Genomic DNA, 25,658 nt, shown 5'->3' with positions numbered 1-25,658 from the left:
CGGGCTCATCGGCGCTATACAGGACCGTGGCCGACGCGCTCCCGCTCCTGCTGCCCGTCCGTGTCCTCGGCACCGGCGAGGCCCTGCCGTCGCGCGTCGTGCCGACCGCCGAGGTCGCCGCGCTCTGCGGCATCGACGCGGAGGAGGCGGCGCGCCGCTCCGGAGTGCTGACCCGGCACTGGCTCGCCGACGACGAGGATCCGCTGGAGCTCGGCCTGCTCGCCGCCCGGCGGGCGCTGGACGCGGCGGGGATCGACGCGCGCGACGTCGACGTCGTGCTGAACGCCTCCGGGACCCAGCTGCAGGCGATCCCCGACGGCGGCGCGCTGATCGCCGCAGGCCTCGGCCTCGAGGACGTCTCCGCCTACAGCCTGAACGCGACCTGCCTCTCGTTCCTCTTCGCGCTGCAGGAGGCCGGCTTCCTGCTCGCGACCGGCCGCGCCGAGCGGGTGCTCGTCGTCTCGACCGAGGGCGGCAGCCGCGGCATCGACGTCCGGCAGCCCGAGAGCGCGCTGCTCTTCGGCGACGCGGCGGCCGCCGTCGTCCTCGGCCGTGCCGAGCGGCCGGACCAGGGCATCGTCACCTCGCGCTTCGAGACCCGGCCGAGCGGCGTCCGGCACGCCGAGATCCGCGGCTTCGGCTCGCGCATCCGGATCGAGGACGCCCCGGTGCGGCTCGACGACTTCCGCTTCGACATGCACGGCGGCGCGCTGCTCGTGGACGCGCTCCGGCACTTCCCGGCCTTCCTCGAGCGGGTGCGGCCCGGCCTCGGCACCGGCCTGCCGGGCATCGACCGCGTCGTGCCGCACCAGACCAGCAAGGCCGGCCTCGACGGCATGGCCCGGCTCTGGGGCCGCGAGCGGATGGTGATCACCCTCCCCGAGGTCGGCAACACGATCGGCGCGGCGATCCCGCTCGCGCTGCACCGCGCCCGCGTGCAGGAGGGCGAGTCGGTGCTGCTGGTCGGCACCGGCGCGGGCACGCACTACGGCGCGGTGATCCTGCAGGCCTGACGACAGTCGGATCGAGCGCTCACCACGTGCTGACGGTCGTCCGGGTGATCACCCACTCGTCGCCGACCGGCACCAGCCGGCTGGTGAGCTGCAGCCGCCAGGTGGCGTGCAGCGAGCCGATCGTCGCCTCGGTCAGGGTGCGCGAGACGAGCACCGGGTGCGCGGCCGTGCCGGAGACCGCGCTCTCGACGTGGTCGATCGCGTGGTACTCCTTCAGGCCCTCGGCGATGTCGTCCATCCAGTCGAGCTTCGACTGCACGAGCCCGGTCGGGTGCTCGATCACGAAGCGGGTGTCGAGCAGCGCGTCGAGCACGGGCAGGTCGACGAACACCAGCGCGTCGAAGAGCTCGTCGTGCGCGTCGCGGGGCTCGGCCCCGTCCTCGTCCGGTGTCAGGTCGCCCGGTGTCAGGTCGTCCGGCATCAGGGTGTCCTCCGCATCGAGGGCGGCGCGGTCGTCGCGCGCCGCACCAGCTGGGTCGGCAGCTGCACGTGCAGCGAGGCGGGGGTGCCGCCCGCCATCAGCGTGATCAGCATCTCGGCGGCCGTCGCGCCGAGCGTCTGCATCGGCTGCCGGATCGTGGTCAGCGGCGGGTCGAAGCGCGCCGCCTCGGGCACGTCGTCGAAGCCGACCACCGAGAGGTCGCGCGGCACGTCGAGCCCGAGGTGCGCGGCCGTCTCGATGATCGCGAGGGCCGAGACGTCGTTCGCGGCGAAGACGGCGGTCGGCCGGTCGGCCAGCGAGAGCATCGTCGAGGCCGGCAGCCGCGCCGTGTCGTGGTGATAGCTGCCGACGCGGAGCAGTCGCTCGTCGAACGCGATCCCCGCCTCCGAGAGCCCGGCGCGGTAGCCGGCCTCGCGGAGCCGGGCGGAGCGGAGGTCGACGCGGCCGGCGACGAAGCCGATGCGCCGGTGGCCGAGGGTGACGAGGTGCCGCACGGCCTGGAGGGCGCCGCCGAAGCTGTCGGACTCGACGGTCGGCACGTCGGCGCGGCCGGTGTGCGGATCGACGGCCACCAGCGGGATGTCCGACGGCGTGCTCACCACCGAGGGCGTCACCACGATGGCGCCGTCGATCAGGGTGCCGCTGAGCCGGCTGAGCGAGCGCCGCTCCCAGCCCTCCTGCTCGCCCTCGTGCGAGCCGCTGTAGGCGAGCAGGTCGAAGCGCGACCGGCGCAGCACCGAGCCGACGCCCTTGAGGATCTCCGCGCTGAACGGCTCGAAGCCGGCCACCAGCACGCCGATCACCCCGGTGCGCCGCGAGCGCATGCTGCTGGCGACCAGGCTCGACTCGTAGCCGAGCTCGCGCACGATCTCGAGCACGCGGTTCGCCGTCGCGGGCGCGATGCCGTAGCGGCCGTTCATCGCCTTCGACACGGTCGCGACCGAGACACCGGCGGCGGCGGCGACGTCGTGGATGGTCGGGCGGAGGGACATGCGGTCGACCCTAGACCCCGGAAGCGCGCCGATGAGAGCGCGATCCGGATCCGGAGGCCGGCGCTTGGAAAATGGTTTCGAAAACGTTTGCCGATCCTTTCGGCCGCTCTGAGACTGATCGGGCCCGTCCTGGACGGGTGCACCCCGGCGCCGCTCTCCCTGGCGGCGCCTCTCAGCGAAGAGAACGGTTCGAACGATGAAGTTCACGAGATCAGCATTCAGGAAGACGGCGGTGGCCACCGTGGCCCTGCTCGGCGCGGCGGCGGCCCTCAGCGGCTGCTCCGCCCAGGACGCGGGATCCTCCGACGGCACCGTCGCGATGACCCTGTGGCAGAACTCCACCACCGGCCCCGGCCAGGAGTTCTGGGAGAAGACGATCGCCGACTTCGAGGCCGCCAACCCGGGCGTCACCATCGAGTCGCAGGCCATCCAGAACGAGGACCTGGACGGCAAGCTGCAGACGGCGCTCAACTCGGGCGACGCCCCCGACATCTTCCTCCAGCGCGGCGGCGGCAAGCTCGCCGCGATGGTCGCGGGCGGCCTGGTCAAGGACCTCACCGGCGGCATCTCGGACCAGGCGCGCAGCGAGATCCCCGAGGGCTCGTTCCTGGCGAACACGCTCGACGACAAGGTCTGGGCGATGCCCGTGGCCGTGCTCCCCGGCGGCCTCTTCTACAGCCAGGACCTCTTCACCGAGGCCGGCATCACCGAGACGCCGAAGACCCTCGACGAGCTCGACTCCGCGGTCACCGCGCTCAAGAGCGCCGGAGCGCAGCCGATCGCGCTCGGCGCGAAGGACGCCTGGCCCGCCGCGCACTGGTTCTACTTCTTCGCCCTGCGCGAGTGCAGTGCGGACACCATGGCCGAGGCGGCCGACTCCAAGGACTTCTCGGACGACTGCTGGCTGAAGGCGGGCGAGGACCTGCAGTCCTTCGCCGGCACCGAGCCGTTCAACGAGGGCTTCCTCACCACCGCCGCCCAGCAGGGCGCCGGATCCTCGGCCGGACTCCTGGCCAACCACCAGGCCGGCATGGAGCTGATGGGCGCCTGGAACCCCGGCGTCATCGCCTCGCTCACCCCCGACGAGAAGCCCCTGCCCGACCTCGGCTGGTTCCCCTTCCCCGAGGTGGACGGCGGCGCCGGCGCGCCCGGCTCGATCATGGGCGGCGTCGACGGCTACTCCTGCTCCACCGCGGCGCCCGACGAGTGCGTCGACTTCCTGAACTACCTCGCCACCTCCGACGTGCAGAAGGAGTACTACGCCGCCTTCAACGCGCCGCCGGTGAACACCGTCGCGCAGGAGGCCGTCACCGAGCCGTACCTGAAGGACATCCTCGCCGCCTACAACTCGGCGCCCTACGTCTCGCAGTGGCTCGACACCGTCTACGGCCAGAACGTCGGCAACGCGCTGAACGTCGCCGTCGTCGACCTGCTCGCCGGCAAGAGCGACCCGGAGCAGCTCGTTGAGGCTGTCAACGCGGCCGCGGCCAAGGCCTGACCGTGACGACCACTGCGCTCCGCGAGGACGCGCGCCCCGAGGCCCCGGCGGCGAAGCGACGCCGCCGGGGCCCGCGCCCTCGAGGATTGGGCTGGTCGGGCCGCTTGGAGGTCGCGATCCTCGTCGGCCCGGCGCTGATCGTCTTCCTCGCCTTCGTGATCTTCCCGGTCGTGATGGCGGCCTACTACGGCTTCTTCAGCTGGCAGGGCTACGGCGTCCCGACCGACTTCGTCGGGTTCAAGAACTACCTGACGATCCTGCAGGACCCGACCTTCCACGAGGCGCTCAGCCACAACGGCACGATCGTGGTGCTCTCGCTCGTCCTGCAGGGGCCGGCCGCGATCCTGATCGCACTGCTGCTCAACCGCAAGCTGCGCGGGCAGTCGATCATCCGCGTGCTGATCTTCGTGCCCTACGTGATCTCCGAGGTCGTCGTCGGCACCGGCTGGAGCCTCATGCTCCAGACCAGCGGCGCCGTCAACGGCTTCCTGGAGAAGGTCGGGCTCGGCGCACTGAAGCAGGACTGGCTCTCGGACCCGGCGATCGCCCTCTGGACCCTGATGCTGATCATCACGTGGAAGTACATCGGCTTCGCCGTGATCCTCTTCCTCGCCGGCCTGCAGGGCATCCCGGAGGAGCTGTCCGAGGCCGCGTCGATCGACGGCGCGTCCTACTGGCAGGTGCAGCGGCGGATCACCCTGCCGCTGCTCGCGCCGACGCTGCGGATCTGGGCGTTCCTGTCGATCATCGGCGCGCTGCAGCTGTTCGACCTCGTCTACATCATCTGGGGGCAGTACGTGTCCTCGACCGCCGGCACCTCGACCATGGCGACGTACCTCGTCACCAACGGCCGCAACGCCGGCAACTACGGCTACGGCAACGCGGTCGCCGTGGTCCTGTTCCTCGTCTCGCTGATCGTCGCGCTGCTCTACCAGCGCTTCGTGCTGCGGCGGGACACCGAAGGCGCCCTCACGGGAGACACGAGGAAGGCCGGAGCCAAGAGATGACGACCCTGACAGCGGTGCCCCCGGGCACGAAGCCGCCCACCGCGACCACGCCGCTCTCGCCGCGGCCGCCCAAGCCCCGCCGCCGCCCGCTGGGGCGCGGCACGATCATCGCCTACGTCGTCGCGATCGTCGTGATCGCCCTGATGCTCGCGCCGGTGGCGTACATCATCATCGGCGGGTTCCGCACGAACGCGCAGATCACCACCGACCCGTCCGGCTTCCCCGCGCCGTGGAACGTGCAGAACTACCTCGACGTGATCACCGGCGGCATCTTCTGGCGCGAGGTCGGCAACTCCGCCATCGCGGCCGGAGCGACCACGCTCGGCGTCGTCGTGCTGGGGCTGATGGCGAGCTACGTGCTCGCCCGCTACAGCTTCAGCGGCCGCGGCGTGTTCTACGCGCTCTTCGCGGCCGGACTGATGTTCCCGATGACCGTCGCGATCACCCCGCTCTACCTGGTGATCAAGAGCCTCGGCCTGATGAACTCGCTCGCCGGCGTCGTGCTCCCGCAGATCGCGTTCGGCCTGCCGACGACGATCATCATCCTGGTGCCGTTCCTGCGGGCGATCCCCGACGAGATCCAGGAGGCGGCCTTCATCGACGGCTGCAGCCGGATCGGCTTCTTCTGGCGGATGGTCGTCCGCCTGGCGATGCCGGGCGTGATCACGACGGGCATCCTCGCCTTCATCGCGAGCTGGAACAGCTACCTGCTGCCGCTGTTCATCCTCAGCGACGAGTCGAGCTTCACCCTGCCGCTGGGCGTGCAGGCCTTCTCGTCGCAGTACTCCGTCGACACGGCGAAGGTGCTCGCCTTCGTGTCGCTGTCGATGATCCCGGCGCTGATCTTCTTCAGCGTCTTCGAGCGCCGCATCGTCGGCGGACTCACCGGAGCGGTGAAGGGATGACCCCCATGAACGAGAGCCCGACCACCGAGACTCCCGCCCCGTCCGCGCGCGTCGCCGACCTGATCGGCCGGATGACGCTGGAGGAGAAGCTGACCCAGCTGGTCGGCTACTGGGTCGACCAGGGCGGCGAGGTCGTCGCGCCGCTGGCCGGCGAGATGGCCACCTCCACCGGCTACGCCGACGCGACCCGCGAGGGCATCGGCCAGCTCACCCGCGTCTACGGCACCCGCCCGGTCGACCCGGTCGAGCGCGCGCAGTGGCTGTGGGCCGAGCAGCGCCGGCTGGTCGAGGAGACCCGGCTGGGCATCCCGGCGATCGTGCACGAGGAGTGCCTGACCGGCCTGGCGGCGTGGAAGGCGGCGACCTTCCCGACTCCGCTGGCCTGGGGCGCCTCGTTCGACCCGGAGCTCGTCGAGGAGATGGCGGCGGCCATCGGCGGGTCGATGCGCGAGCTCGGCATCCACCAGGGCCTGGCTCCGGTGCTCGACGTGATCCGCGACCCCCGCTGGGGCCGGGTGGACGAGTGCATCGCCGAGGACCCGTACGTGGTCGGCACGATCGGCACCGCCTACGTGCGCGGGCTGCAGTCGGCGGGCGTCGACGCGACGCTCAAGCACTTCATCGGCTACTCCGCCTCGCGCGGCGGCCGCAATCACGCGCCGGTGCACGCCGGACCGCGCGAGATCGCCGACGTGCTGCTCCCGCCGTTCGAGATGGCGATCCGCGACGGCGGCGCCCGCTCGGTGATGAACTCCTACGCGGAGATCGACGGCGACCCGGTCGGCGCGACGCCGGCCTACCTCACCGGCGTGCTCCGCGAGCGCTGGGGCTTCGACGGCGTGGTGGTGGCGGACTACTTCGCGGTCGCCTTCCTGCATCTGATGCACGCCGTCGCCGCCGACCTCGGCGAGGCCGCGCAGCTGGCGCTCGAGGCCGGCATCGACGTGGAGCTGCCGACGGGTGACGCGTTCCTCGCGCCGCTCGCCGAGCGGATCCGCTCCGGCGGCGCCGACGAGGCGATCGTCGACCGCGCGCTGCTGCGGGTGCTCGCGCAGAAGGAGCGGCTCGGCCTGCTCGACGCCCGCTTCGACGACGCGCCCGAGTCGATCGACCTCGACTCGCCCGCGCACCGCGACATCGCGCGCCGTCTGGCCGAGGAGTCGCTCGTGCTGCTGACGAACGACGGGGTGCTGCCGCTCGCTCAGCCGAGAAGGATCGCCCTGATCGGCCCGAACGCCGACAGCGCGCCCGCCCTGATGGGCTGCTACTCCTTCGCCAACCATGTGCTGGCGCACCACGAGGGCGTGCCGCTCGGCTTCGAGATCCGCACGGTGCGGGAGGCGCTCGCCACGGAGTTCCCCGGGAGCGAGCTGCTCCTCGCCGAGGGCTGCTCGGTGGAGGGCGACGACCCCTCCGCCGACAGCGCCTCCGACGACACCGCAGGGATCGCCGAGGCCGTCGAGGCCGCCCGCGACGCGGAGATCGCCGTGGTCGTCGTCGGCGACCGGGCCGGGCTCTTCGGCCGCGGCACCGTCGGCGAGGGCAACGACGTCGAGAGCCTCGAGCTCCCCGGCCGTCAGCGCGAGCTGGTCGAGGCGGTCGTGGCCACCGGCACGCCGGTCGCCCTGGTGCTGCTCACCGGCCGCCCCTACGCGATCGACTGGGCGATCCGCGGCGCCTCCGCCCCCGCGGCGGTGCTGCAGGCGTTCTTCCCCGGGGAGGAGGGGGCCGGCGCGATCGCGGGCGTCCTCTCGGGCCGCGTCTCGCCGTCCGGCCGGCTGCCGGTCTCGCTGCCGCGCTCGGCCGGGGCGCAGCCGTTCTCCTACCTGCACCCGATCCTCGGCGGGCCCTCCGACGTGACCAGCGCCGACAGCACGCCCGTGCTGCCGTTCGGGCACGGGCTGACCTACACGGCGTTCAGCCGGTCGCAGCTGGCGCTGGAGTCGTCGGGTCCCGGAGCCGCGGAGGCACCGACCGACGGCGCCTTCACCGCGACCGTGCGGGTGCGCAACACGGGGGAGCGCGACGGCGTCGATGTCGTGCAGCTCTACGCGCGCGACGTGGTCGCCTCGGTGACCCGGCCGGTCGCGCAGCTGCTCGGCTACGCGCGGGTCGAGCTCGCGGCGGGGGAGGAGGCGCTCGTGCGCTTCGACGTCCCCTGCGCGCGGCTCGCCTTCACCGACCGGCGCGGCGTCCGCTCGGTCGAGCCGGGGCTCATCGAGCTCTGGGTCGGGCCGGACTGCGCCTCGAAGGAGGCGACGGCCGAGGTCGTGCTGACCGGCGAGGTGTCGCCCGTCGGCGCCGAGACCCGGCGCACCGTGCTGACCGAGGTCGTGCGCGAGGACGCTCGGGTGGCGGTGCTCTGAGGCCCGGGCCAGGCTGGGGGGCATGAGCAGCATCGATCCGAGCAGCGCCGATCCGAGCAGCGCCCATCAGAAGCAGACTCTCCTCCGCTATCTGCAGGAGGGCCGCGACGCCCTCCTGCAGAAGCTCGACGGCCTGGGCGAGTACGACCTCCGCCGGCCGCTGGTGCCCACCGGCACCAACCTGCTCGGCCTGGTGAAGCACGTCTCGGGGACGGAGGCCGGCTACCTCGGCGCCGTCTTCGGCCGGCCGTTCCCCGAGCCGATGCCCTGGATGGAGGACGAGTCCGAGCCGAACTCCGACATGTGGGCGACGGCGGAGGAGCCCCGCGAGCAGGTGGTGGAGCAGTACCGCCGGGTCTGGGCGCACTCCGACGCGACGGTGGCCGCGCTGGACCTCGACGCGCCGGGCGTCGTGCCGTGGTGGACGAATCGCGACGTGACGCTGCACCGGATCCTCGTGCACCTCACCGCCGAGACCCACCGGCACGCGGGGCACGCCGACATCGTGCGCGAGCTGATCGACGGCCGGGTCGGGCTGCGCACGCCGGGCGACAACCTGCCGCCGGTCCCCGCCGAGTGGTGGCCGGAGAACGTCGCCCGGCTGGAGACGGTGGCGCGCGCGGCGGAGCAGTAGCGCTCCCGGCGGGGCTCCCGGGCGCCACCTCCCCCGTAGGGGTGGCATCCGGGCTGAGAGGGCTCGCAGGGACTCGGCTGGCCGTCAGGTGTCGGTTAGCGTGGGCGCGTGTCCCCGGAAGGGGGACGCACCGCGCCGACGTCTGGAGACGACATGACCACCGCCCCCTCCCGCCGCACCACTGCATCCCGCACCCTCGACCGCCGCACGATCACGACCGCCGCCGCCTGGAGCGTCCCGATCGTCGCGGTCGCCGCCGCCGCCCCGCTCGCCGCGGCCTCGACCACCCCGCCGCCCGCGCCGTCGGTCCGCTCGGTCGAGTACACCTCCTTCACCGCCGAGAGCTTCCGCGAGGAGCAGATCAACGTGAACCGCCCGCTCGCCATCGCGATCACCGGGCAGCTCACCGCCGGCGAGCTCGTCACCCTGACCGTCGCGCCGCGGATGACCCGCTCCGGCTCCGGCGACTCGCGCGCGACTCCGCTGCGCATCACCGCCGCCGACGGCCCCAACTTCTCGGTCGTCTCCTCGAGCGTCGGCTCCGACGGGTCGCAGACGCTCCTGCTGCGCACCAACCGCGACCTCGCCGACGGCTCGTACCGCAAGACCATCGCCTGGGTCCCGGTCGACGGCCGCACCCAGGAGCAGACCGCCGACCTGCTGCTGACCTGGCCGCTCGGCACCTACACGGCGCCGATCACGGTGATCGTCGCGGGCGTGGCCGGCAGCGAGCAGGCCTACACGCTCAACCGCACGCCCGTCGGCGGCGCGGAGGAGTAGGGGGAGGGGAGCTCTCGGTCCCTCCGTCAAGGGGGTGGGAGCTCTCAGCGCCGCGTTCTAGCGTCGGATCTCGGCGCGGTCGTGCGCGCGAGAGGGGAAGACGATGCAGAAGCTGTACTACGCGAGCGGATTCGTGCTGCTGGGGGACGCGGTGTGCACCGCGGTCGTCGAGTACGCCCAGGCCCTGGCGAACGTCGGGAAGTCCGACCTCGTCGTCGTCCCGGGGCTCTCCGACGAGGGGCTGCGCGGCGAGACCCGCCTGCTGCTCGGGCCCGCCAGCCAGCTCTTCACCAGCCCGGCACTCGACCGCGGGATCGACCTCGACGACGACGAGGCGGTCGAGTCCATGCGCGACAAGACGCGGCGGCTGCTGCCGGCCCGGCCCACCACGGAGGCCCGCGCGAGCGAGGACCACGACAGCGGCGGGGACTTCTTCTAGGCGCCCGTCACTCGGGCGCCGGTCACTTCTCGAGCGTCGTGCTCGGCCGCTCGCCGAAGCGGTGCGCGTACGACGCCGAGAAGCGGCCGAGGTGCGCGAAGCCCCAGCGGTGAGCCACCTCGGTCACGCTGACCTCGCCCGAGGCCTTGGCGCGCAGCTCCTTGCGCACGGCGTCGAGCCGGATGCGGCGCAGGTAGTCGACGGCGGTGAAGCCGAACTCGCGGCGGAACTCCGACTGCAGAGTGCGCAGGCCCACGCCGCAGGCCTCGGCGATCGTCTCGGTGCGGATCGGCTCGTGCGCGTGCGCGTACATGAACTCGATCGCGGTGCGCAGGCGCCCGCTGCGCGGCACGGCGAGGTCGGTCGGCGCCGCGAGCGACTCGTGCGGGAACGTCTCGAGCAGCGCCGCGGCGACGGCGCGGTCGGCCTCCTGGCGCAGGAGCGCGGAGCTGTCGACGTCGTAGATCACCCGGGCGACCGCGGCGACGGTCGCCGACCAGCGGCGCAGCGCCTCGCCCTCGGGGCGCGCGGTGGTGTCGAACAGCAGCGGTCCGCCCGCCGTGCCCTCCACCTCCTGGGCGACGCCCTCGAGGTAGCCGCCGTCGAAGTGGATGAGGTTCTGCCGGTAGTCGTGGAACTCGAAGGCGTTCGGCCGGCCGGTGACGAAGATCGCGGGGCGGCCGTAGATCTGGCGCATCGGCGCGTGGTCGAGGTCGGTGACGCCCTCGCCGGCGGTGAGCCAGGAGACGACGTACTCGCCGTCGGTCTGGATGCGCCCCTCGATCGAGCCCGCGAACTGGCTGCCGCGGAGCGTGACGTCGCTGTCGCCGACCGAGGTGTAGCGGTAGGAGAAGTCCTCGCCCGGCTCCACCGAGAAGCGGTGCCCGTTGTACACCGACTCGAGCAGTGCGCGTGCCTGCTCGAAGTCCCGCCCGCCGATGTCGGAGCGGATGACCTCGCCGTTCGAGTCGTCCATCACCCCCAGCGTCGCATGCGTGCGCATCGAGGTCGAGAGCAGCGGCGCGGAAGTTCGCTGGGCGGATACAGCCTGGGGAGACGACCTAGGCGGCGGCGCGGCGCTTCCGCGGCCCGAAGGCCTGCGTCATGGCGACCACCGTCGCGCCGCGGAACTGCGAGAGCAGCACCACCGAGTGCTGGGCGCCGGATTCGACGGCGAGCGAGAACGTGCCGCCCGTCGAGGTGTCCCACCAGGAGCGGATGTCGAGCGCCCGCAGCCGGACGGTCGGCTGCGTGCCGCCCAGGACCAGCAGTCCCTCGGTGACGCAGAGCGAGCCGGTGACGCCGTCGAGTGTCGTCGAGCAGGCGAAGTCCGCGTCGCGGTGCGCCGGCCCGGCGAGCCGGAGGAAGTCGGGGGCCCAGTGCTCGGTGCCGTGCATCATCGTCTCCCCGCCCCCCGGCTGCGTGACGGGATCAGGCCGCGGCGGTGGCGACGGCGGAGTCCGGCTGCTGCGCCGGCTCGGGGACGATGCGCAGCCCGCGGCCGCTGTTGGCCTCCTCCATCAGCGCGCGCACCCAGGCGGCGTTGATGGCGGGGACGCGGCTGCCGTGGAAGGAGAACTGCAGCGGGATGGTCGGGTGCAGCCAGAGCGTCTGGCGGCCGGTGCCGTGCGCGCTCGAGGCGTCCAGCTGGAAGGCGAAGGCCTCGTTGCGGCGGAACTTGTTGATCATCACGATCTGCAGGTGCGCGAGCGCGCGGTCGTCGATCTCGTGGGAGGTGGCCGGAGTGCCGTAGAGGAGAGCGCCCATGTGCGGAGCCGCCGTTCTGTGTGGGAGTCGCGGTGTCGGCCGCGACGGGACGTGGGGGAACCGGCGGAGCGCCGGGACGTCGTGCGAGTCGGAGGAGGCCGACCCACCGCCGGGCGCGAGGGGCCCTGGCGGCGACTCCCTCTGCCGGGTGCCGGGCGGAGGGGGGAGTCGAGCGAGTGGTCGCAGGAACGACCGTTCTCCGAAGGTACGGGGAGCGGCCCTGGAACGGGGGCCGCTATCCGCTTTGCGAAGCGGCGCCGCGGCACGGCGGGCGGACTCCCAGGAATGCGATGCCGGGCGCCCCGACGCACTCAGACCGCACTTCTCTCCCCCGAAGCCTGGACTCGATTATTTTCGAGAAAGAAGGATTTTCTCCAAGTAGGATGAAAACCGTGGTGAGACGAGAGAAGTCGCTGCTGGAGCTCCTGCGCAGCGCCCTGCCCGAGGAGGCGTCACCGCGGGTGGACGCGGGCAGGGTCGTCGTCGGTCGGCCGGCGCGATGGTCGCTGGTTCCGGTGTGGATCGGCGAGGGACTGCCGGCCGACGTGCGCCGGGCGCGCGAGCGCGACCTGCCGGGAGGGCGCAACGACGTGCCCGTCTTCCTCGCCCGCGGGATGTCGCCCGGCGCACGCGCACTCCTGCATGAGCAGGGCGCATCGTGGGCTGACGAGTCGGGGAGCGCCGTGATCCGGATCGATCCCGATCTCCTGATCGTGCGGCTGCCGCCCGAGCGCCGCAGGCCCCCGCGCGTCGGGGCGTGGAGCGCCGCGAGGCTCGCTACAGCGGAGGCCGCGCTCGCCGCTCTCGTCCGCGGTGGGGGAGGGCCGGGTGGTTCCGCGGCGCGGGCTGCCGAGCTGGTCTCCGCCACGGGCTTCTCCTATCAGCAGACCTCCAAGGCGCTCGCCGCTCTCGACGCGGAGGGCTATACCGCGAAGGTGGGTCCGGAGCGCGGGAGGACGGCCGGCCGGGAGTTCCGCGACCCCGGCAGGCTGCTGAGCGACTGGGCCGGGCACTCGGCTCGAGCGGCGGGAGCGGACGAGTCGCGCCAGTTCCACGTCCCCTGGCGAGACGTGGCGGAGTCCCTCGACCTGGTCGAGCGCACCGTGACCACCGGGTGGTGCGCCTCCGGCAGCGCTGCGGCGGATCGGCTCGCACCCTTCCTCACCAGGGTCCCCGACCTGTTGATCCGCGTCACGGCAGAGGACTTCGACCGGGCCTGCCAGGATCTGAATGGCGAAGGGGGCGCGGTCGAGGTCGAGACCGGCGGTCGGATCCACCTCCTTGCCTCGCCCCCTCAGATCCTGGCCTCGGCCTCGTCCGTGCAGGGTGTGACGGTCGCGTCGCCGGTTCGCGTCTACGCCGATCTCCTGCGGGCGGGGGGCCGGAGCGCCGAGGCGGCGGAGTTCTTGAGGGAGAGGGTCATCGGCTTCTGAGGCGAGGACGAGAGCGGCGCGCGCCCGAGCGGAGGACGCGCTGGTCCGTTTCGCGCTGCTCGCCGGAGCGCACGCGCAGGACTTCGTCGTCATCGGCGGCCTGAACCCGGACTTCCTCGCCCCCTCGGCGCCCGCCGCTCACCTGGGGACCACCGATGTCGATCTCCTCTTCGAGCTCGGCTTCGTCTACGACCGCGAGGAGCTCGACTTCGGCTGGCTGGATCGGGTGCTGCGACGTCCGGCTTCCAGGCCAGGAGGGAAGCGGCGGGGTGGCAGTGGGACGCGGTTCTCGGCGGGTACCTCACTGCGAAATGCGCGGCCCTGGCGGCGCGTGCCGCACCGAAGGACGCCTACGACCTGATGTTCGTACTGCTCTACAACCCCGGCGGGGCTCGGGAAGCGGCACGGGCGATCGCAGGTGTTCCGGTGGTGAGCCATCGACGGCCACCTGCCGCCGTCGCCCGCGGAGCGGTGTCGATGCTGCTCGATCCGCAGGGCCGGTGGGCCGGGCACTTCGCCGCCCAGATGCGGGAGGCGGGCGACGAGGAGCTGGAGGAGCGGCTGCGCGCCGATGCGGCCGCGGGGGCGTCGCTCTTCCTCCGGACCCTCGATCAGAACGCGTAGCGGACGCGGCAGTAGGGCAGGCGCTCGGCGAGCAGGGCGAGGAAGCGGTCGAGGGCCGCGCGCTTGAGGTCGCGGCGGTAGCGGATGTTCACGGCGCCGTTCTCGGAGACCTTCGACTCCTGCATCCGGGGCGCCCAGAGCAGGTCCTCGGCCTTGGGGTGCCAGCCGAGGTTGACCTCGTGAAGGCCCGCGTTGTGGGTGAGCAGGATCACCTCGGCGGCGAGCTGGGCCTTGGCCCGCGGGTGCAGGGCCGCGTCGAGCTGCTCGAAGAGCTCGGTCCAGTCGCGCTGCCAGGTCTCGGTGAGGATCACCGGCGAGAAGTTGACGTGCACCTCGTAGCCGGCGTCGACGAAGTCGTTGATCGCGGCGATCCGCTCGGCCATCGGCGACGTGCGCACGTCGGTGACCTTCGCCGTCTCGGCGGGCATCAGCGAGAAGCGGAGGCGGGTGCGGCCGAGCGGGTCCCACTCGAGCAGCTCGCGGTTGACGTACTTGGTGGCGAACGAGGCCTTGGCGGTCGGCGACATCCGGAACAGGTCGCAGAGGTCGCGGACGTTGTCGCTCAGCAGCGCGTCCACCGAGCAGTCGCTGTTCTCGCCGATGTCGTAGACCCAGGCCTCGGGGTCGCACTGGTTCGCCTCGGCCTTCACGCCCTGCTTCGCGATGTGGCGGGCGAGGTGGCGCTGGATCTGCCGGATGTTCGCGAAGACCGTGATCGGGTTGCTGTAGCCCTTCCGCCGCGGCACGTAGCAGTAGACGCAGGCCATCGCGCAGCCGTTGGCGGAGGAGGGGGCGATGAAGTCGGCGGAGCGGCCGTTGGGGCGGGTGACCAGCGACTTCTTGACGCCCACGACGAGCGCCTCCGTCTTGATCCGCACCCAGCGCGCGACGTTCGCCTCGTCGCCGTGCACCTCCGGGATGTTCCAGTGCGAGTCGACCGGCACGATCTCGGCCGCGGGCCAGCGCTCGACGATCTCCTGCCCGCGGGGCAGCTCGAGCGCGGCCGGCTCGGCGTAGATGCGCCGGACGTCGAGGAGGGTGCGCTGACGGGTGCCGGACATGCGTCCGTTCTACCGGCGACCACCGACAGCGATCGGGATCGGCAGTGCCGACCCGCCGGCGGTGCGGGTGACCTCGGGAGTAGAGTCCCGCGCATGGACGCCGCCGCCTCCTCCGCCCTCGGTGCCGCCGCCGTCACCGAGCTGCCGCCCGACTTCGTGCTCGCCCTCGTGGCCGTCGGCGAGGCGCTCGCCGCGATGGCCGCGGGCGATGCGGAGCCGTACCGCCGCTGCTGGGCCGACACCGCGGACTCGACGCTCTACGGCGCGTTCGGCACGATCGAGCGGGGCCGCGCGGCGATCGACGAGACGCTCGGCTGGGTCGCGGGCCGCTTCGCCGGCGGCGGGCTGACGCCGCACTACGACCTGATCCATGTCGCCGGCGACCTGGCCTACACGGTCGGCCGCGAGATCGGCGCGACGCGGATCGACGGGCGCGAGACGGCTCCGCTGATCATCCGGGTCACCCACGTCTACCGCCGCATCGACGGGCAGGGCTGGCGGATCGTGCACCGGCACGGCGACCACCCGCCGCACCTGGAGCGCTGAGGTCAGCGCGGGCGGCGGGCGGGGTTCCCGCCGTCGCCGATGTAGCGCGAGGAGCCGTAGCCCACGACCAGGTAGCCGATGATCGCCAGCAGCCAGAGCAGCACGATGCTGAACAGCGCGCCCTTGCCGAACGCCCGGCCGACGCCGAGGGCGATGAAGATCGCCCAGATCACGTTGACGAACGGGATGAGGAAGAGCAGCACCGTCGCTCCGTGGTAGCCGGCGATCTTGGTCAGCAGGTAGGTGTTGTAGATCGGGATGAGCGCACCCCAGCCCGGGCGGCCCGCCTTGGTGAAGACGGGCCAGAGTGCGACGACGGCGATGACGTAGCCGATCAGGCCGCCGAAGAAGCTGCCGACCGAGGTCGCGGCGTTGAGGCCGGTGGGGACGTCGTTCTGGCTGAGCAGGGACGTCTGGGCGAGGGTGATGACGGCGTCGAGCACGGCGGGGTCCTCTCGGAGGGGTGGATGTCCGCTCACCGTAGCGGCGCGGGGGCGTGCTGAGGGGATCCCGTTCGCGGGGCATCGCGGAGGATGGAGGCATGGAGCCGACCGCCGACCGCTACCGCCGCGCCGCCGTCGAGCTGGCGCAGACCTCCGAGCTGCAGGTCGAGTGGGCGCTCGCCGTCGCCGGCGACGGGGCGCTGCTGGCGCTGATCGACGAGCTGCCGCCCGCCCACCGGCAGCCGTCGCTGCTGTTCTCGGTGGCGCGGCTGCTCGGGGTGCCCGCGGTGGACGGCCCGGGCTTCGCGGAGTGGCTGCGGCGGGAGTGGCCGCGGGTCGCGCCGGTGGCAGCGGAGCGCCTCACCCAGACGAACGAGGCGCTGCGCTGCGCCCCGCTAGTCGGGGCGCTGGAGCGGATCACGGAGCCGGGAGAGCCGGTCGCGCTGATCGAGATCGGCGCCTCGGCCGGGCTGTGCCTGGCGCCGGAGCGGTACTCGTACGTGTTCACGGGGGCGGAGGGGACGACTCGGCTGGGGCGGGGCGAGCTGGGGCGGGGCGAGCCGGTGATCGAGTGCGCGGTGACCGGGGGAGCGGCGCCCTCGCGGCTCCCCGTCGTGGCGTGGCGGCGCGGGCTGGACCTGCGTCCGCTCGACGTCGGCTCCGCCGAGGACCGCGCCTGGCTGGAGGCGCTGCTGCCGCCGGACCGGCCGGAGCGCACCGAGCGGCTCCGGGCCGCCGTGGCGACGCTGCGGGAGGACCCGCCCGCGATCGTCGCGGGCGACGCGGCGGAGGCGCTGCCGGAGGTGCTCGCCGCGGCGCCGCGCGGGCTGCGGACGGTCGTGGTGTCGCTCGGGACGCTGGTGTACCTGCCGTGGGCCGCGCGGGAGCGGGTGCTGGCGACGGTCGCCGAGTCGGGCGCGAGCCTGGTGACGCTCGAGGCGGAGGCGCTGCTGCCGTCGCTCCGGGAGCGGACCGCCTCGCTGACAGCGCCCGAGCGCACGCCGTTCCTGCTCGCGGCGGACGGGGTGCCGCTCGCCTTCGCGGCGCCGCACGGGGGCCGGCTCTCCTGGCTGAGCTGACACCGACCACGCGGGTCTCCTAGGAAAGATCACCCAGTCCGTACGGGGAGAAGCATGCTGATCGAGTAGCCCGCGGAGCGGGCGTATCGAGATCCACCACCGTCGGAACGCGAGTCTGCAGACCCGCCCTGCTGGTGGTGGCGGGTCTCGATACGCCCCTGCGGGGCTACTCGACCACCATGGCGCGGCGCCGCCGCGTCCTTTCCCTCACCACCGAGACGAGAAGCGGCTTCGCGGCTCGATACGCGCTGCGCGCTGCTCGACCGGAAGGGGGTCCGCACAACATCAGCTGAGAGCAGGGTCCCTCGCCTGACAGCGGAGGCCACCCCTTCTCAGCTGATGTTCTGCAGCGCCCGAGCGCTCTCCCTCGCCACTGAGCCGCGCTGCTAGAGGGCGTCGACGAAGAGCTGGGTCGCCTGGGGGACGTAGGAGGTGTTCGTCGACGGGTCCCAGCCGACGAGGGCGACGACGTCGCCGCCGACGCGGGTGGTGATGCCGACGAGGGTGAAGGGGGCGCCGCCGACGTCGCCGGTGACGGTCCAGCCGACGGCCTCGTCGGTGCCGGTGATGGTGGGCTCGGTCTGCTCGACGGTGGTCTGCACGGGGGTGCCCTGCAGGGCGAACAGCTCGGAGCCGTCGGCGCAGCGCTCGAGCGCGTCCTCGGCGGAGGCGACGAGGGCGGAGGCGGTGTCCGCGTCGCCGGTGCTCGCGACGACCGAGGTCATCGAGCGGTCGGCGCTCGTCCCGTAGGCGAGGCCGGCGTCGGTGAGCGTGTCGTCCGCGTCCCAGCCGACGCCGAACGGCGCGAGGCAGGTGGCGTCCGTCGCGGTGAGCCCCGGGTAGACCGAGCCGAGCATCTCCTCGGTGCTGGTGAACTCCGCGGGCACGAACTGGATGTCGTCGAAGATCGTCGCGAGCTCGGCGTCGGTGTGCTGCGGCAGCGGCTCAGCGGTCGGCTCGGGCTCGGCGGAAGCGGTGCAGCCGGTCAGCGCGAGCAGCAGAGCGCCCGTGAGGGCGAGTCCGGCTCGGGCGACTCCGGCTCGGGCGGCGGTGGTGTGCGTCATGGTGGTTCCCCCTCTGCTCCGCCGTGCGTCGGGGCGGAGGCGGCCCGAGGCTAGCAGAGGCCTCGGACACCGCCCCGCCCGCTAGATCTCCGTGTGCCCCAGGTCCGCGTGCGCGAGCAGCCGGATCTCCGGCTCCGCGATCGACTCGAACTCCAGCACGACCACCTCGTTGCGCCCGACCCGGGTGACCGGCGACGGCACGATCAGCGTGCGCTGCGGCCCGCGCCGCCAGTAGCGGCCGAGCAGGAAGCCGTTCACCCAGACCAGGCCCTTGCCCCAGTGCAGCGTGTCGAGGTGCAGGTCGGCCTGCGCGTCGAGCTCGAAGGCGCCGGAGGCGAGCCCCGGTCCGGCCGCGAACGACCCGCTTCCGGGCACCCGGCCGCACTCGGGCAGGCACTCCAGCGCGAGCGGCCGGGCGACCCAGCCGCCCAGCTCCGCGCCGTCCAGCCGCACGCCGCCGATCAGCCCCTTGTGCTCGCCGATCCGCTCGCCGTAGTTCACCCGGCCCTGGTCCTCGACCAGGACCGCCAGCTCGCCGGTGCCACGGGGCAGGGTGATCGCCCGCTCGTGGTCGTCGCGCGCGAGCACGCCGACCGGAACGCCGTCGAGCAGGACCCAGGCGCGGTCGCGCACCTCCTCGCCGACGACGAGCCGGGCGGGAGCGTCGCCCGCCGCCAGCGTCGTCGTGAACAGCGCGAACCCGCCGGCCAGCCCGAGGTCGTCGAAGCTCGCCATCGACTCCAGGCGCGTCGCCGGCCCGAAGACCGCGTCGAGTCCGAGCAGCGCGGGGCCCGGCACGAGCGGCGCGGTGAGCACCGGCGCCGGCGGGGAGACCGCGGGCACCTCCTCCGGCACCGGCGCGTAGCGCGCGATGACCTCGCGGAACGCCCAGTACTTGGCCGTCGGGTCGCCGCTCTCGTTCAGCGGGGCGTCGTAGTCGTAGCTCGTGGTGATCGCGGCGTAGCGGCCCTTGTCGTTCGCGCCGCTGGTCAGGCCGAAGTTGGTGCCGCCGTGGAACATGTAGATGTTGACCGAGCCGCCGACCGCGAGCAGCGCGTCGAGCTCGCTCGCCGACGCCGCCGCGTCCGTGGTGTGGTGCTGGGTGCCCCAGTCGTCGAACCAGCCGCACCAGAACTCCATGCACATCAGCGGGCCGGTCGGCTGGAACTCGCGCAGCGTCGCGAGGCGCTCGGCCGTCCGCGAGCCGAACGAGCCGGTCAGGTGCAGGCCGGGCAGGCTGCCGTCGGCGAGCATCTGCGGGGTCGGCTGGTCGATCGTGGTGAGCGGCACCGTGATGCCGCTGTCGCGGGTGACCCGGACCAGCTCGGCGAGGTACTCCTTGTCGGAGCCGTACGCGCCGTACTCGTTCTCGATCTGCACGAGCACGACGGGCCCGCCGCGGTCGATCTGGCGCGGCGCCACGATCGCGGAGATCCGGCGGAGGTAGTCGCTCACCGCCGCGAGGTAGTGCGGCTCGGAGCGGCGCACGCCCACCTCGGGGTCGCGGAGGAGCCAGGCGGGCAGGCCGCCGTTGTCCCACTCCGCGCAGATGTAGGGGCCGGGGCGCACGATCGCGTGCAGGCCCTCGGCGGCGACCAGGTCGAGGAAGCGGCCGAGGTCGAGTCCGGCGTCCTCGCGCCAGGCGCCGCGCTGCGGCTCGTGCGCGTTCCAGGCGACGTAGGTCTCGATGGTGTTCAGGCCCATCAGGCGGGCCTTGCGGATCCGGTCGGCCCAGAGGTCCGGGTGGATCCGGAAGTAGTGCAGCGCTCCCGACAGGATGCGGTGCGGCCTGCCGTCGAGCTCGAAGTCGGTTGCGCCGATGGCGAAGCGGCTCTGGTGCGCGCCGGTCGGCGCGGCGGCCGGCGCGGCGGAGTCGGGAGCGGTGGTCATGCGGGATCCCCCTCAGGATCGTGAGACGGGTCGAGGCCGGCCGGAGCGATCCGACCGGCCTCGAACGCCGCCAGTGCTACTTGAGAACAGTGCTACTCGGAGACGGTGAAGCCCTGAGCGTTGCCGTACTCGACGAGCTTGCTCTGCCAGGCGGCGATGCCGTCGTCGAGGCTCGACTTGTTGGCGTACGCCTGGCCGACGGTGTCGCCGAAGACGCTGTTCGCGTAGACCTGGAAGGGCAGGTACGACCAGCCGGGACGGACGTCCGTCGAGGCCTGGGTCAGCACCTCGTTGATCTTCTGGCCGCCGAAGTACTCGGACTCGGCGCCGGTGAAGTCCGGGCTGCTGAGGTCGGCCGAGGTCGACGGGAATCCGCCGCTCTCGAGGAAGACGTCGACCGAGGCCTCGTCGCTGTTCAGCCAGCGCAGGAATGCGGCGGCCAGCGCCGGGTTCTCGCTCTGCTTGGTGACGGACTGGCCGCCGCCGCCGTTCTCGGCGCTGACGGCGGTGCCGTCGTAGGTCGGGATGGGCGCGACGGCCCAGTCACCGGAGGCGTCGGGGACGCTGGACTCGAGCACGCCGGGCATCCAGGCGCCGGTGATCAGCGAGGCGATCGAGCCGTCGCCGAGGCCCTTGTACCACTCGTCGCCCCACGCGGGGATGTCGGAGAGGAGGCCGCCCTCGACGAGCTGGTTCCAGACGCCGGTCCACTTCTCGGTGCCCTCGTCCTTGAGGTTCACGGTGACGTTCGTGCCGTCGGTCGTGAAGGGCTCGCCGCCCGCCTGCCAGATCATGCTGGTCGCGAAGCCGGCGTCGCCGGTGTCGGCGGTGATGAACTTCGACGGGTCGGCCGCCTGGAGCGACTTCGCCGCGGCGATGTACTCGTCCCAGGTGGTCGGCACGGCGATGCCGTACTGGTCGAAGACCTTCTTGTTGTAGAACATCGCCATGGGGCCCGAGTCCTGCGGGAGGCCGACGAGCTTGCCGTCGATGTTGACGCTGCCCCAGGTGGACGCCGAGAACTTGTCCTCGAGGTCGCCCATGCCGTACTGGGAGAGGTCGAGCAGCGAGTCCGACAGTGCGAACTGCGGCATGGCGTAGTACTCGATCTGGACGACGTCGGGGGCGCCCGAGCCGGCCTTGATCGCGTTCTCGAGCTTGGTGTACTCGTCCTTGTTCGTGCCGGCGTTGACCAGCTCGACGTCGACCTTCGGGTAGGCCTTCTCGAACGCGGCGACCTGGGCCTCGGCGCTGGGGGTCCAGCTCCAGTAGGTGATCTTGCCGCCGGTCTCGAGCGCGGCGTCGAGGTCGGCCGCGGTGCCGGAGGCGGTCGTGCCGCCGCCGGTGGTGCCGCCGGACGAGCAGGCGGCGAGCGAGCCCGCGGCGAGTGCTGCGGCCGCGACGACCGTCAGGGTCCGCCGGAGGGCGGAGTGGGCGATCTTCATGGTGATTCCCTTCACTTCTTCGTGCTGTGGGGTGGTGCGGGTGGAGTGGTTCGGGGCAGGACGCTCCGACCGGGGGGACGGGTTCGTGGGGAGGGCCTAGCCCTTGACGCTGCCGGCGCTCAGGCCGGACTGCCAGAAGCGCTGGAGGCCGAGGAACGCGACGACGATCGGGATGATCGTCAGCAGCGAGCCGGTGATCACCAGGTTGTAGATCGGCTGCGCGCTGACGCCGGTGGCCTGCGCGTTCCACTGGTTGAGGCCGACGGTGAGCGGGTACCACTGCGGGTCGCTCAGCATGATCAGCGGGAGGAAGTAGTTGTTCCAGGTCGCGACGACCGAGAACAGCAGCACCGTGACGATGCCGGGGGCGAGCAGGCGGATCGAGATGGTGAAGAAGGTGCGGAACTCGCCCGCGCCGTCCATCCGCGCCGCCTCGAGCAGCTCCGTGGGCACCGACTCGACCGCGTAGACCCAGACCAGGTAGAGGCCGAAGGGGCTGATCAGCGAGGGGATGATGATCGCCCACGGGGTGTTGGTGAGGCCGAGCTGGCTGAACATCAGGAAGGTCGGGACCGCGAGCGCGGTGCCGGGGACGGCGATCGCACCGAGGACGACCGCGAAGACCGCCTTGCGCCCGGCGAAGCGGAACTTCGCGAGGCCGTAGCCGGCGAGCGTGGCGAGCAGGGTCGCTCCGCCCGCGCCGACCACCACGTAGAGCAGCGTGTTGCCGAGCCAGCGGAGGAAGATGCCGTCGCGGTAGGTGAGCGTCTCGGCGATGTTCTGGAAGAGGACGAAGTCGCCGTCGAACCAGAGGCCGAAGCTCGAGAACAGGCCGGCCTGCGTCTTGGTCGCGTTGATCACGAGCCAGGCGAGCGGAACGAGGCTGTAGAGGATGAACGCCGACATCAGCAGCGTGAAGGCGATCGACTTCTTCGGGGCGACCGAGGAGCCGCGGCGGGCGGGGCGCTTGGCCGGAGCGGTCTTCGTGGGACGGGGTGCGGTTGCGATGGCCATCAGTTCTCCTTGCGCGCGCCGCGGAGCTGCACGACGTAGGCGATCACCGCGGTGATCACGCCCATGACGATGGCGACCGTGGCCGACGCGTTGTACTGCTGACCCGCGAAGGACAGGTTGTAGGCGTACATGTTCGGCGTGAAGTAGGTGGTGATGATGTTCGGCGCGAGCGTCCGGAGGATGTTCGGCTCGTTGAACAGCTGGAAGCTGCCGATGATCGAGAAGATCGAGGCGATGACGATCGCGCCGCGCAGGGCGGGCAGCTTGATCGAGCGGATGACGCGCAGCGGGCCGGCGCCGTCGATCTCGGCGGCCTCGTAGAGCTCGCCGGGGATGGTCTTCAGCGCGGAGTAGAAGATCAGCATGTTGTAGCCGACGAACTCCCACGTGACGATGTTGCCGATCGAGACCAGGATCCAGTCGCGCGAGAACGGCGCGATCAGGTCGGAGCCGAGCAGGTCGTTGACGTTGGCGGTGAGGCCGAAGTTGTCGCCGTAGATGAAGCCCCACATCAGGACCGCGACGACCGCGGGGACCGCGTAGGGGAGGAAGACGACGATGCGGAAGAAGCCGGTGCCGTGCAGCCGGCCGCTGTCGATCGCGAGGGCCGCGACGAGCGCGAGGACCAGCATCACCGGGACCTGGACGACCAGGAACAGCAGGACGCGGCCGAAGCCCTCCCAGAAGTTCGGGTCGCGGAAGATCGCCAGGTAGTTCTCGAAGCCCACGAAGGCGTTGCCGCCGATGAGCTGCTCGCGGAACAGGCTGAGGTAGATCGAGTAGATGACCGGCGCGATGAAGACGAGCAGGAACACCACGAGGAAGGGGGCCACGAAGGCCAGGCCCTTCCACTCGCTCTTCGCGCGACTGCGCGGGACGGCGAGGGGTGCGGCGGGCGGGGTGACCTCGCGCAGCGGGACAGGGGGAGACGTCGTCGTCATCGGCGGGATTCCGTTCGGGGTCGGTTCCGACATGTTCACGTCAACATGGCAGGACGCCACCGTAGCATGGCGACGTCAACACGCGCACGATCCGTTAGGTTTCGATGGGGAAACGTTGTTCCGCCACCGGCGCGGGACTCGTGGAGGGACGGCATGGCCATCGAGACGAACGCGGCGACCGCCGTCCCACGCCGACGGAGCGTGTCGATGGCCGACGTCGCGCGACGCGCGAACGTGTCCGGGCAGACCGTCTCGCGGGTGTCCAACGGCAAGCAGAACGTCGACACCGAGACGCGCGAGCGCGTGCTCGAGGCGATGCGCGCCCTCGGCTACCGGCCCAACAGCGCGGCGCGGGCCCTGCGCACCGGCCGCTTCCACAGCATCGGCGTGATCATGTTCACGCTGTCCTCCTTCGGCAACATGCGCACCCTGGACGCCATCGCGGTCGCCGCGGCCGACGCCGGGTACTCGATCACCCTCATCCCCGTGCCGCACCCGACCCAGGGCGAGGTGTCGGTCGCCTTCCACCGCCTGAGCGAGGAGGCGGTCGACGGCGTCATCATCGTCATGGAGGCGCACCTGCTCGACGAGGCCGACATCGTGCTGCCGCCGGATCTGCCCGTCGTGGTCGTCGACTCGGCCGGCGGCGACCGCTACCCGGTCGTCGACACCGACCAGGTCTCGGGCGCGCGCCAGGCCGTCGAGCACCTGCTCGGGCTCGGCCACCGCACCGTCCACCACATCGCCGGGCCGGAGCGCTCCTACTCGGCCGAGCGGCGCCGTGAGGCGTGGGAGTCGACGCTGCGCGCGCAGGGCGCCCCCGTGCCCGAGGCGCTCGTCGGCGACTGGTCGAGCGCGTCGGGGTACCGGATCGGCCGGGAGTTGGCCGCGGACCCGGCCGTGACGGCGGTCTTCGCCGCGAACGACCAGATGGCGCTCGGCGTGCTGCGGGCCCTGCACGATGCGGGCCGGGCGGTGCCGGGCGAGGTCAGCGTCGTCGGCTTCGACGACATGGAGGAGTCGGCGAGCTTCTGGCCGCCGCTGACCACCGTGCACCAGTCGTTCGGCGACACCGGGCGGCGCTCGGTCGACATCCTGCTGCGCGAGCTGGAGTCGGGCGAGCGCTCGGGCGTGACGCTGACGCCGACGGAGCTCGTCGTGCGGGAGAGCACGGGGCCTGCGCCGCGCTGAGGCGCCCGGGCCGCCCGGGCCGCTCGGAGGTGTCGGCTGCGGGCGATACTGTGAGGCTTCTCACCCGTCCTCGCTAAGGAGCACCCATGTCGGTCGGCCTGCTCGCCGTCGTCGATGACATCCTCACCGCCGCCCTGAAGGCGAGCGCGAAGACGGCCGGTGTCGTCATCGACGACGCGGCCGTCACTCCGCAGTACGTCCAGGGGCTGACCCCGGCGCGCGAGCTGCCCGTGGTCGGGAGGATCGCGCTCGGGAGCCTCGTCAACAAGTTCGTGATCATCATCCCGATCGCGCTGCTGCTCTCCTCGTTCGCGCCCTGGGTGCTGCCCTACCTGCTGATCGTCGGCGGCGCCTTCCTCTGCTTCGAGGGCGCGGAGAAGGTGCTCGAGTGGTTCGGCGTGCACCACGCGGCGGGCGAGACGGAGGCGCGCGACGAGAAGAAGCTCGTCTTCGGCGCCGTGCGGACCGACCTCATCCTGAGCACCGAGATCATGCTGATCGCGCTCGACGGGCTCGACACCGACCTCGGCGTCGGCGGGACGCTCGGGGCGCTCGCCGTGGTCGGCCTCGGCATGACGCTGCTCGTCTACGGCGCGGTCGCCCTGCTAGTGAAGATCGACGACGTCGGGCTGCGGCTGATGAAGAACGCGGCGCGCGGCGTCCGGCGCTTCGGCGTGCGCATCGTCGCCTCGATGCCGGCCGTCTTCCGCACCATCAGCATCATCGGCACGCTCGCGATGCTCTGGGTCGGCGGGCACCTCGTCACGGCGAACCTGGCCGAGACGTTCTGGCACGGGCCGTACGACGTCGTGCACGCCGTCACCCACGCGGTCGAGGGCGGCGGCCCGGTCGTCGTCTGGATCGCCGACACCTTCGTCTCGATGATCTTCGGCCTCGTGCTCGGCCTGATCGTCGTCGCCGCCGTCACGGGCGTCCGCCGCGTCCTGAAGCGCGGCGAGCCGGCCGAGGCGCACTGACGGGTCGGGTCTCGATACGCCGCTCCGCGGCTACTCGACCAGCATGGAGGTGGCCCGCGGGCCTTGCCTGTTGATCGCGTGGCCCGTGGGCCGGCCTCCCTCTGGTG

General features: G+C 72.1%; 26 protein-coding genes. 14 read left to right on the top strand and 12 right to left on the bottom strand.

What is annotated here, in order from left to right; genetic code table 11:
- The first annotated feature begins 26 nt into the window (after positions 1-26).
- The gene (locus MT351_RS05520) at positions 27-1,013 is read left to right on the top strand and encodes a 3-oxoacyl-ACP synthase III family protein (RefSeq protein ID WP_243581484.1); all 987 of its coding nucleotides are present in this window, start codon (positions 27-29) and stop codon (positions 1,011-1,013) included.
- Between the two features lie 19 nt (positions 1,014-1,032).
- Here MT351_RS05520 and MT351_RS05515 read toward each other — a convergent pair whose 3' ends face one another.
- A complete protein-coding gene (locus MT351_RS05515; protein ID WP_243581483.1) occupies positions 1,033-1,434 on the bottom strand; it encodes a nuclear transport factor 2 family protein in 402 nt (133 codons plus the stop codon).
- On the bottom strand, positions 1,434-2,447 hold the full coding sequence (locus tag MT351_RS05510) for a LacI family DNA-binding transcriptional regulator (RefSeq protein ID WP_243581482.1): 1,014 nt from the start codon (positions 2,445-2,447) through the stop codon (positions 1,434-1,436). Before MT351_RS05510 ends, MT351_RS05515 begins: the two co-directional genes overlap by 1 nt.
- 196 nt (positions 2,448-2,643) lie before the next feature.
- Between MT351_RS05510 and MT351_RS05505 the strand changes: the two genes are divergently transcribed.
- From MT351_RS05505 to MT351_RS05475, 7 genes are all read left to right on the top strand, one after another.
- Positions 2,644-3,945, top strand: coding sequence for an extracellular solute-binding protein (locus MT351_RS05505; protein WP_243581481.1), 1,302 nt, complete (start codon positions 2,644-2,646; stop codon positions 3,943-3,945).
- Between the two features lie 86 nt (positions 3,946-4,031).
- The gene (locus MT351_RS05500) at positions 4,032-4,952 is read left to right on the top strand and encodes a carbohydrate ABC transporter permease (protein ID WP_243581605.1); all 921 of its coding nucleotides are present in this window, start codon (positions 4,032-4,034) and stop codon (positions 4,950-4,952) included.
- Positions 4,949-5,857: a carbohydrate ABC transporter permease gene (locus tag MT351_RS05495; protein WP_123705808.1), complete on the top strand. Its 909-nt coding sequence runs from the start codon at positions 4,949-4,951 to the stop codon at positions 5,855-5,857. Before MT351_RS05500 ends, MT351_RS05495 begins: the two co-directional genes overlap by 4 nt.
- 5 nt (positions 5,858-5,862) lie before the next feature.
- A complete protein-coding gene (locus MT351_RS05490) occupies positions 5,863-8,223 on the top strand; it encodes a glycoside hydrolase family 3 N-terminal domain-containing protein (RefSeq protein WP_243581480.1) in 2,361 nt (786 codons plus the stop codon).
- A gap of 22 nt (positions 8,224-8,245) precedes the next feature.
- Positions 8,246-8,857 (top strand): DinB family protein, encoded by a 612-nt coding sequence (locus MT351_RS05485; RefSeq protein ID WP_243581479.1) that lies wholly within the window; start codon positions 8,246-8,248, stop codon positions 8,855-8,857.
- A gap of 153 nt (positions 8,858-9,010) precedes the next feature.
- The gene (locus tag MT351_RS05480; RefSeq protein ID WP_243581478.1) at positions 9,011-9,637 is read left to right on the top strand and encodes a hypothetical protein; all 627 of its coding nucleotides are present in this window, start codon (positions 9,011-9,013) and stop codon (positions 9,635-9,637) included.
- 103 nt (positions 9,638-9,740) lie between these two features.
- The gene (locus MT351_RS05475) at positions 9,741-10,076 is read left to right on the top strand and encodes a hypothetical protein (protein WP_123447513.1); all 336 of its coding nucleotides are present in this window, start codon (positions 9,741-9,743) and stop codon (positions 10,074-10,076) included.
- A 22-nt stretch (positions 10,077-10,098) separates the two neighbouring features.
- On the opposite strand, the gene MT351_RS05470 is transcribed toward MT351_RS05475, so the two are convergent.
- The 3 genes from MT351_RS05470 to MT351_RS05460 form a co-directional block, all read right to left on the bottom strand.
- Entirely contained in the window at positions 10,099-11,052 is a 954-nt protein-coding gene (locus MT351_RS05470; RefSeq protein ID WP_243581477.1) for an AraC family transcriptional regulator, read from the bottom strand.
- 85 nt (positions 11,053-11,137) lie between these two features.
- On the bottom strand, positions 11,138-11,473 hold the full coding sequence (locus MT351_RS05465) for a hypothetical protein (protein WP_243581476.1): 336 nt from the start codon (positions 11,471-11,473) through the stop codon (positions 11,138-11,140).
- A 34-nt stretch (positions 11,474-11,507) separates the two neighbouring features.
- Positions 11,508-11,843, bottom strand: coding sequence for an ATP-dependent DNA ligase (locus MT351_RS05460; RefSeq protein WP_123447516.1), 336 nt, complete (start codon positions 11,841-11,843; stop codon positions 11,508-11,510).
- A 290-nt stretch (positions 11,844-12,133) separates the two neighbouring features.
- Between MT351_RS05460 and MT351_RS05455 the strand changes: the two genes are divergently transcribed.
- Positions 12,134-13,276 (top strand): type IV toxin-antitoxin system AbiEi family antitoxin, encoded by a 1,143-nt coding sequence (locus MT351_RS05455; RefSeq protein ID WP_243581475.1) that lies wholly within the window; start codon positions 12,134-12,136, stop codon positions 13,274-13,276.
- A gap of 426 nt (positions 13,277-13,702) precedes the next feature.
- The gene (locus MT351_RS05450) at positions 13,703-13,900 is read left to right on the top strand and encodes a hypothetical protein (RefSeq protein ID WP_243581474.1); all 198 of its coding nucleotides are present in this window, start codon (positions 13,703-13,705) and stop codon (positions 13,898-13,900) included.
- Here the strand turns inward: MT351_RS05450 and MT351_RS05445 are convergent.
- The gene (locus MT351_RS05445) at positions 13,888-14,961 is read right to left on the bottom strand and encodes a spore photoproduct lyase family protein (RefSeq protein ID WP_243581473.1); all 1,074 of its coding nucleotides are present in this window, start codon (positions 14,959-14,961) and stop codon (positions 13,888-13,890) included. The genes MT351_RS05450 and MT351_RS05445 overlap by 13 nt on opposite strands.
- A 93-nt stretch (positions 14,962-15,054) precedes the next feature.
- Between MT351_RS05445 and MT351_RS05440 the strand changes: the two genes are divergently transcribed.
- Positions 15,055-15,507: a DUF4440 domain-containing protein gene (locus MT351_RS05440; RefSeq protein WP_243581472.1), complete on the top strand. Its 453-nt coding sequence runs from the start codon at positions 15,055-15,057 to the stop codon at positions 15,505-15,507.
- Positions 15,508-15,509: 2 nt separating this feature from the next.
- Here MT351_RS05440 and MT351_RS05435 read toward each other — a convergent pair whose 3' ends face one another.
- Positions 15,510-15,950, bottom strand: coding sequence for a DUF5684 domain-containing protein (locus tag MT351_RS05435; protein ID WP_207901608.1), 441 nt, complete (start codon positions 15,948-15,950; stop codon positions 15,510-15,512).
- 98 nt (positions 15,951-16,048) lie between these two features.
- Here MT351_RS05435 and MT351_RS05430 point away from each other — a divergent pair, with 98 nt between their 5' ends.
- Complete coding sequence (locus MT351_RS05430) at positions 16,049-17,029, top strand: DUF2332 domain-containing protein (RefSeq protein ID WP_243581471.1); 981 nt, start codon at positions 16,049-16,051, stop codon at positions 17,027-17,029.
- A gap of 386 nt (positions 17,030-17,415) precedes the next feature.
- Here MT351_RS05430 and MT351_RS05425 read toward each other — a convergent pair whose 3' ends face one another.
- The 5 genes from MT351_RS05425 to MT351_RS05405 form a co-directional block, all read right to left on the bottom strand.
- Entirely contained in the window at positions 17,416-18,093 is a 678-nt protein-coding gene (locus MT351_RS05425) for a hypothetical protein (RefSeq protein ID WP_243581470.1), read from the bottom strand.
- Between the two features lie 81 nt (positions 18,094-18,174).
- Positions 18,175-19,983, bottom strand: a complete 1,809-nt coding sequence (locus MT351_RS05420; protein ID WP_132435301.1) for a beta-galactosidase family protein — start codon at positions 19,981-19,983, stop codon at positions 18,175-18,177.
- 92 nt (positions 19,984-20,075) lie between these two features.
- Entirely contained in the window at positions 20,076-21,428 is a 1,353-nt protein-coding gene (locus tag MT351_RS05415) for a sugar ABC transporter substrate-binding protein (protein ID WP_243581469.1), read from the bottom strand.
- A gap of 96 nt (positions 21,429-21,524) precedes the next feature.
- Complete coding sequence (locus tag MT351_RS05410) at positions 21,525-22,442, bottom strand: carbohydrate ABC transporter permease (RefSeq protein ID WP_123705797.1); 918 nt, start codon at positions 22,440-22,442, stop codon at positions 21,525-21,527.
- Complete coding sequence (locus MT351_RS05405) at positions 22,442-23,383, bottom strand: carbohydrate ABC transporter permease (RefSeq protein ID WP_123444496.1); 942 nt, start codon at positions 23,381-23,383, stop codon at positions 22,442-22,444. Before MT351_RS05405 ends, MT351_RS05410 begins: the two co-directional genes overlap by 1 nt.
- A 153-nt stretch (positions 23,384-23,536) precedes the next feature.
- Here MT351_RS05405 and MT351_RS05400 point away from each other — a divergent pair, with 153 nt between their 5' ends.
- Positions 23,537-24,574, top strand: a complete 1,038-nt coding sequence (locus MT351_RS05400; RefSeq protein ID WP_127888132.1) for a LacI family DNA-binding transcriptional regulator — start codon at positions 23,537-23,539, stop codon at positions 24,572-24,574.
- 86 nt (positions 24,575-24,660) lie between these two features.
- Positions 24,661-25,551: a DUF808 domain-containing protein gene (locus MT351_RS05395; RefSeq protein WP_132435299.1), complete on the top strand. Its 891-nt coding sequence runs from the start codon at positions 24,661-24,663 to the stop codon at positions 25,549-25,551.
- The last annotated feature ends 107 nt before the right edge of the window (positions 25,552-25,658 follow it).

The organism is Rathayibacter sp. VKM Ac-2926 (genome assembly GCF_022815565.1).
In the GTDB taxonomy this organism is placed as follows: domain Bacteria; phylum Actinomycetota; class Actinomycetes; order Actinomycetales; family Microbacteriaceae; genus Rathayibacter; species Rathayibacter festucae.
The sequence above is the reverse complement of the archived record's forward strand: the minus strand, read 5'-3'. Positions and strand labels throughout refer to the sequence as shown.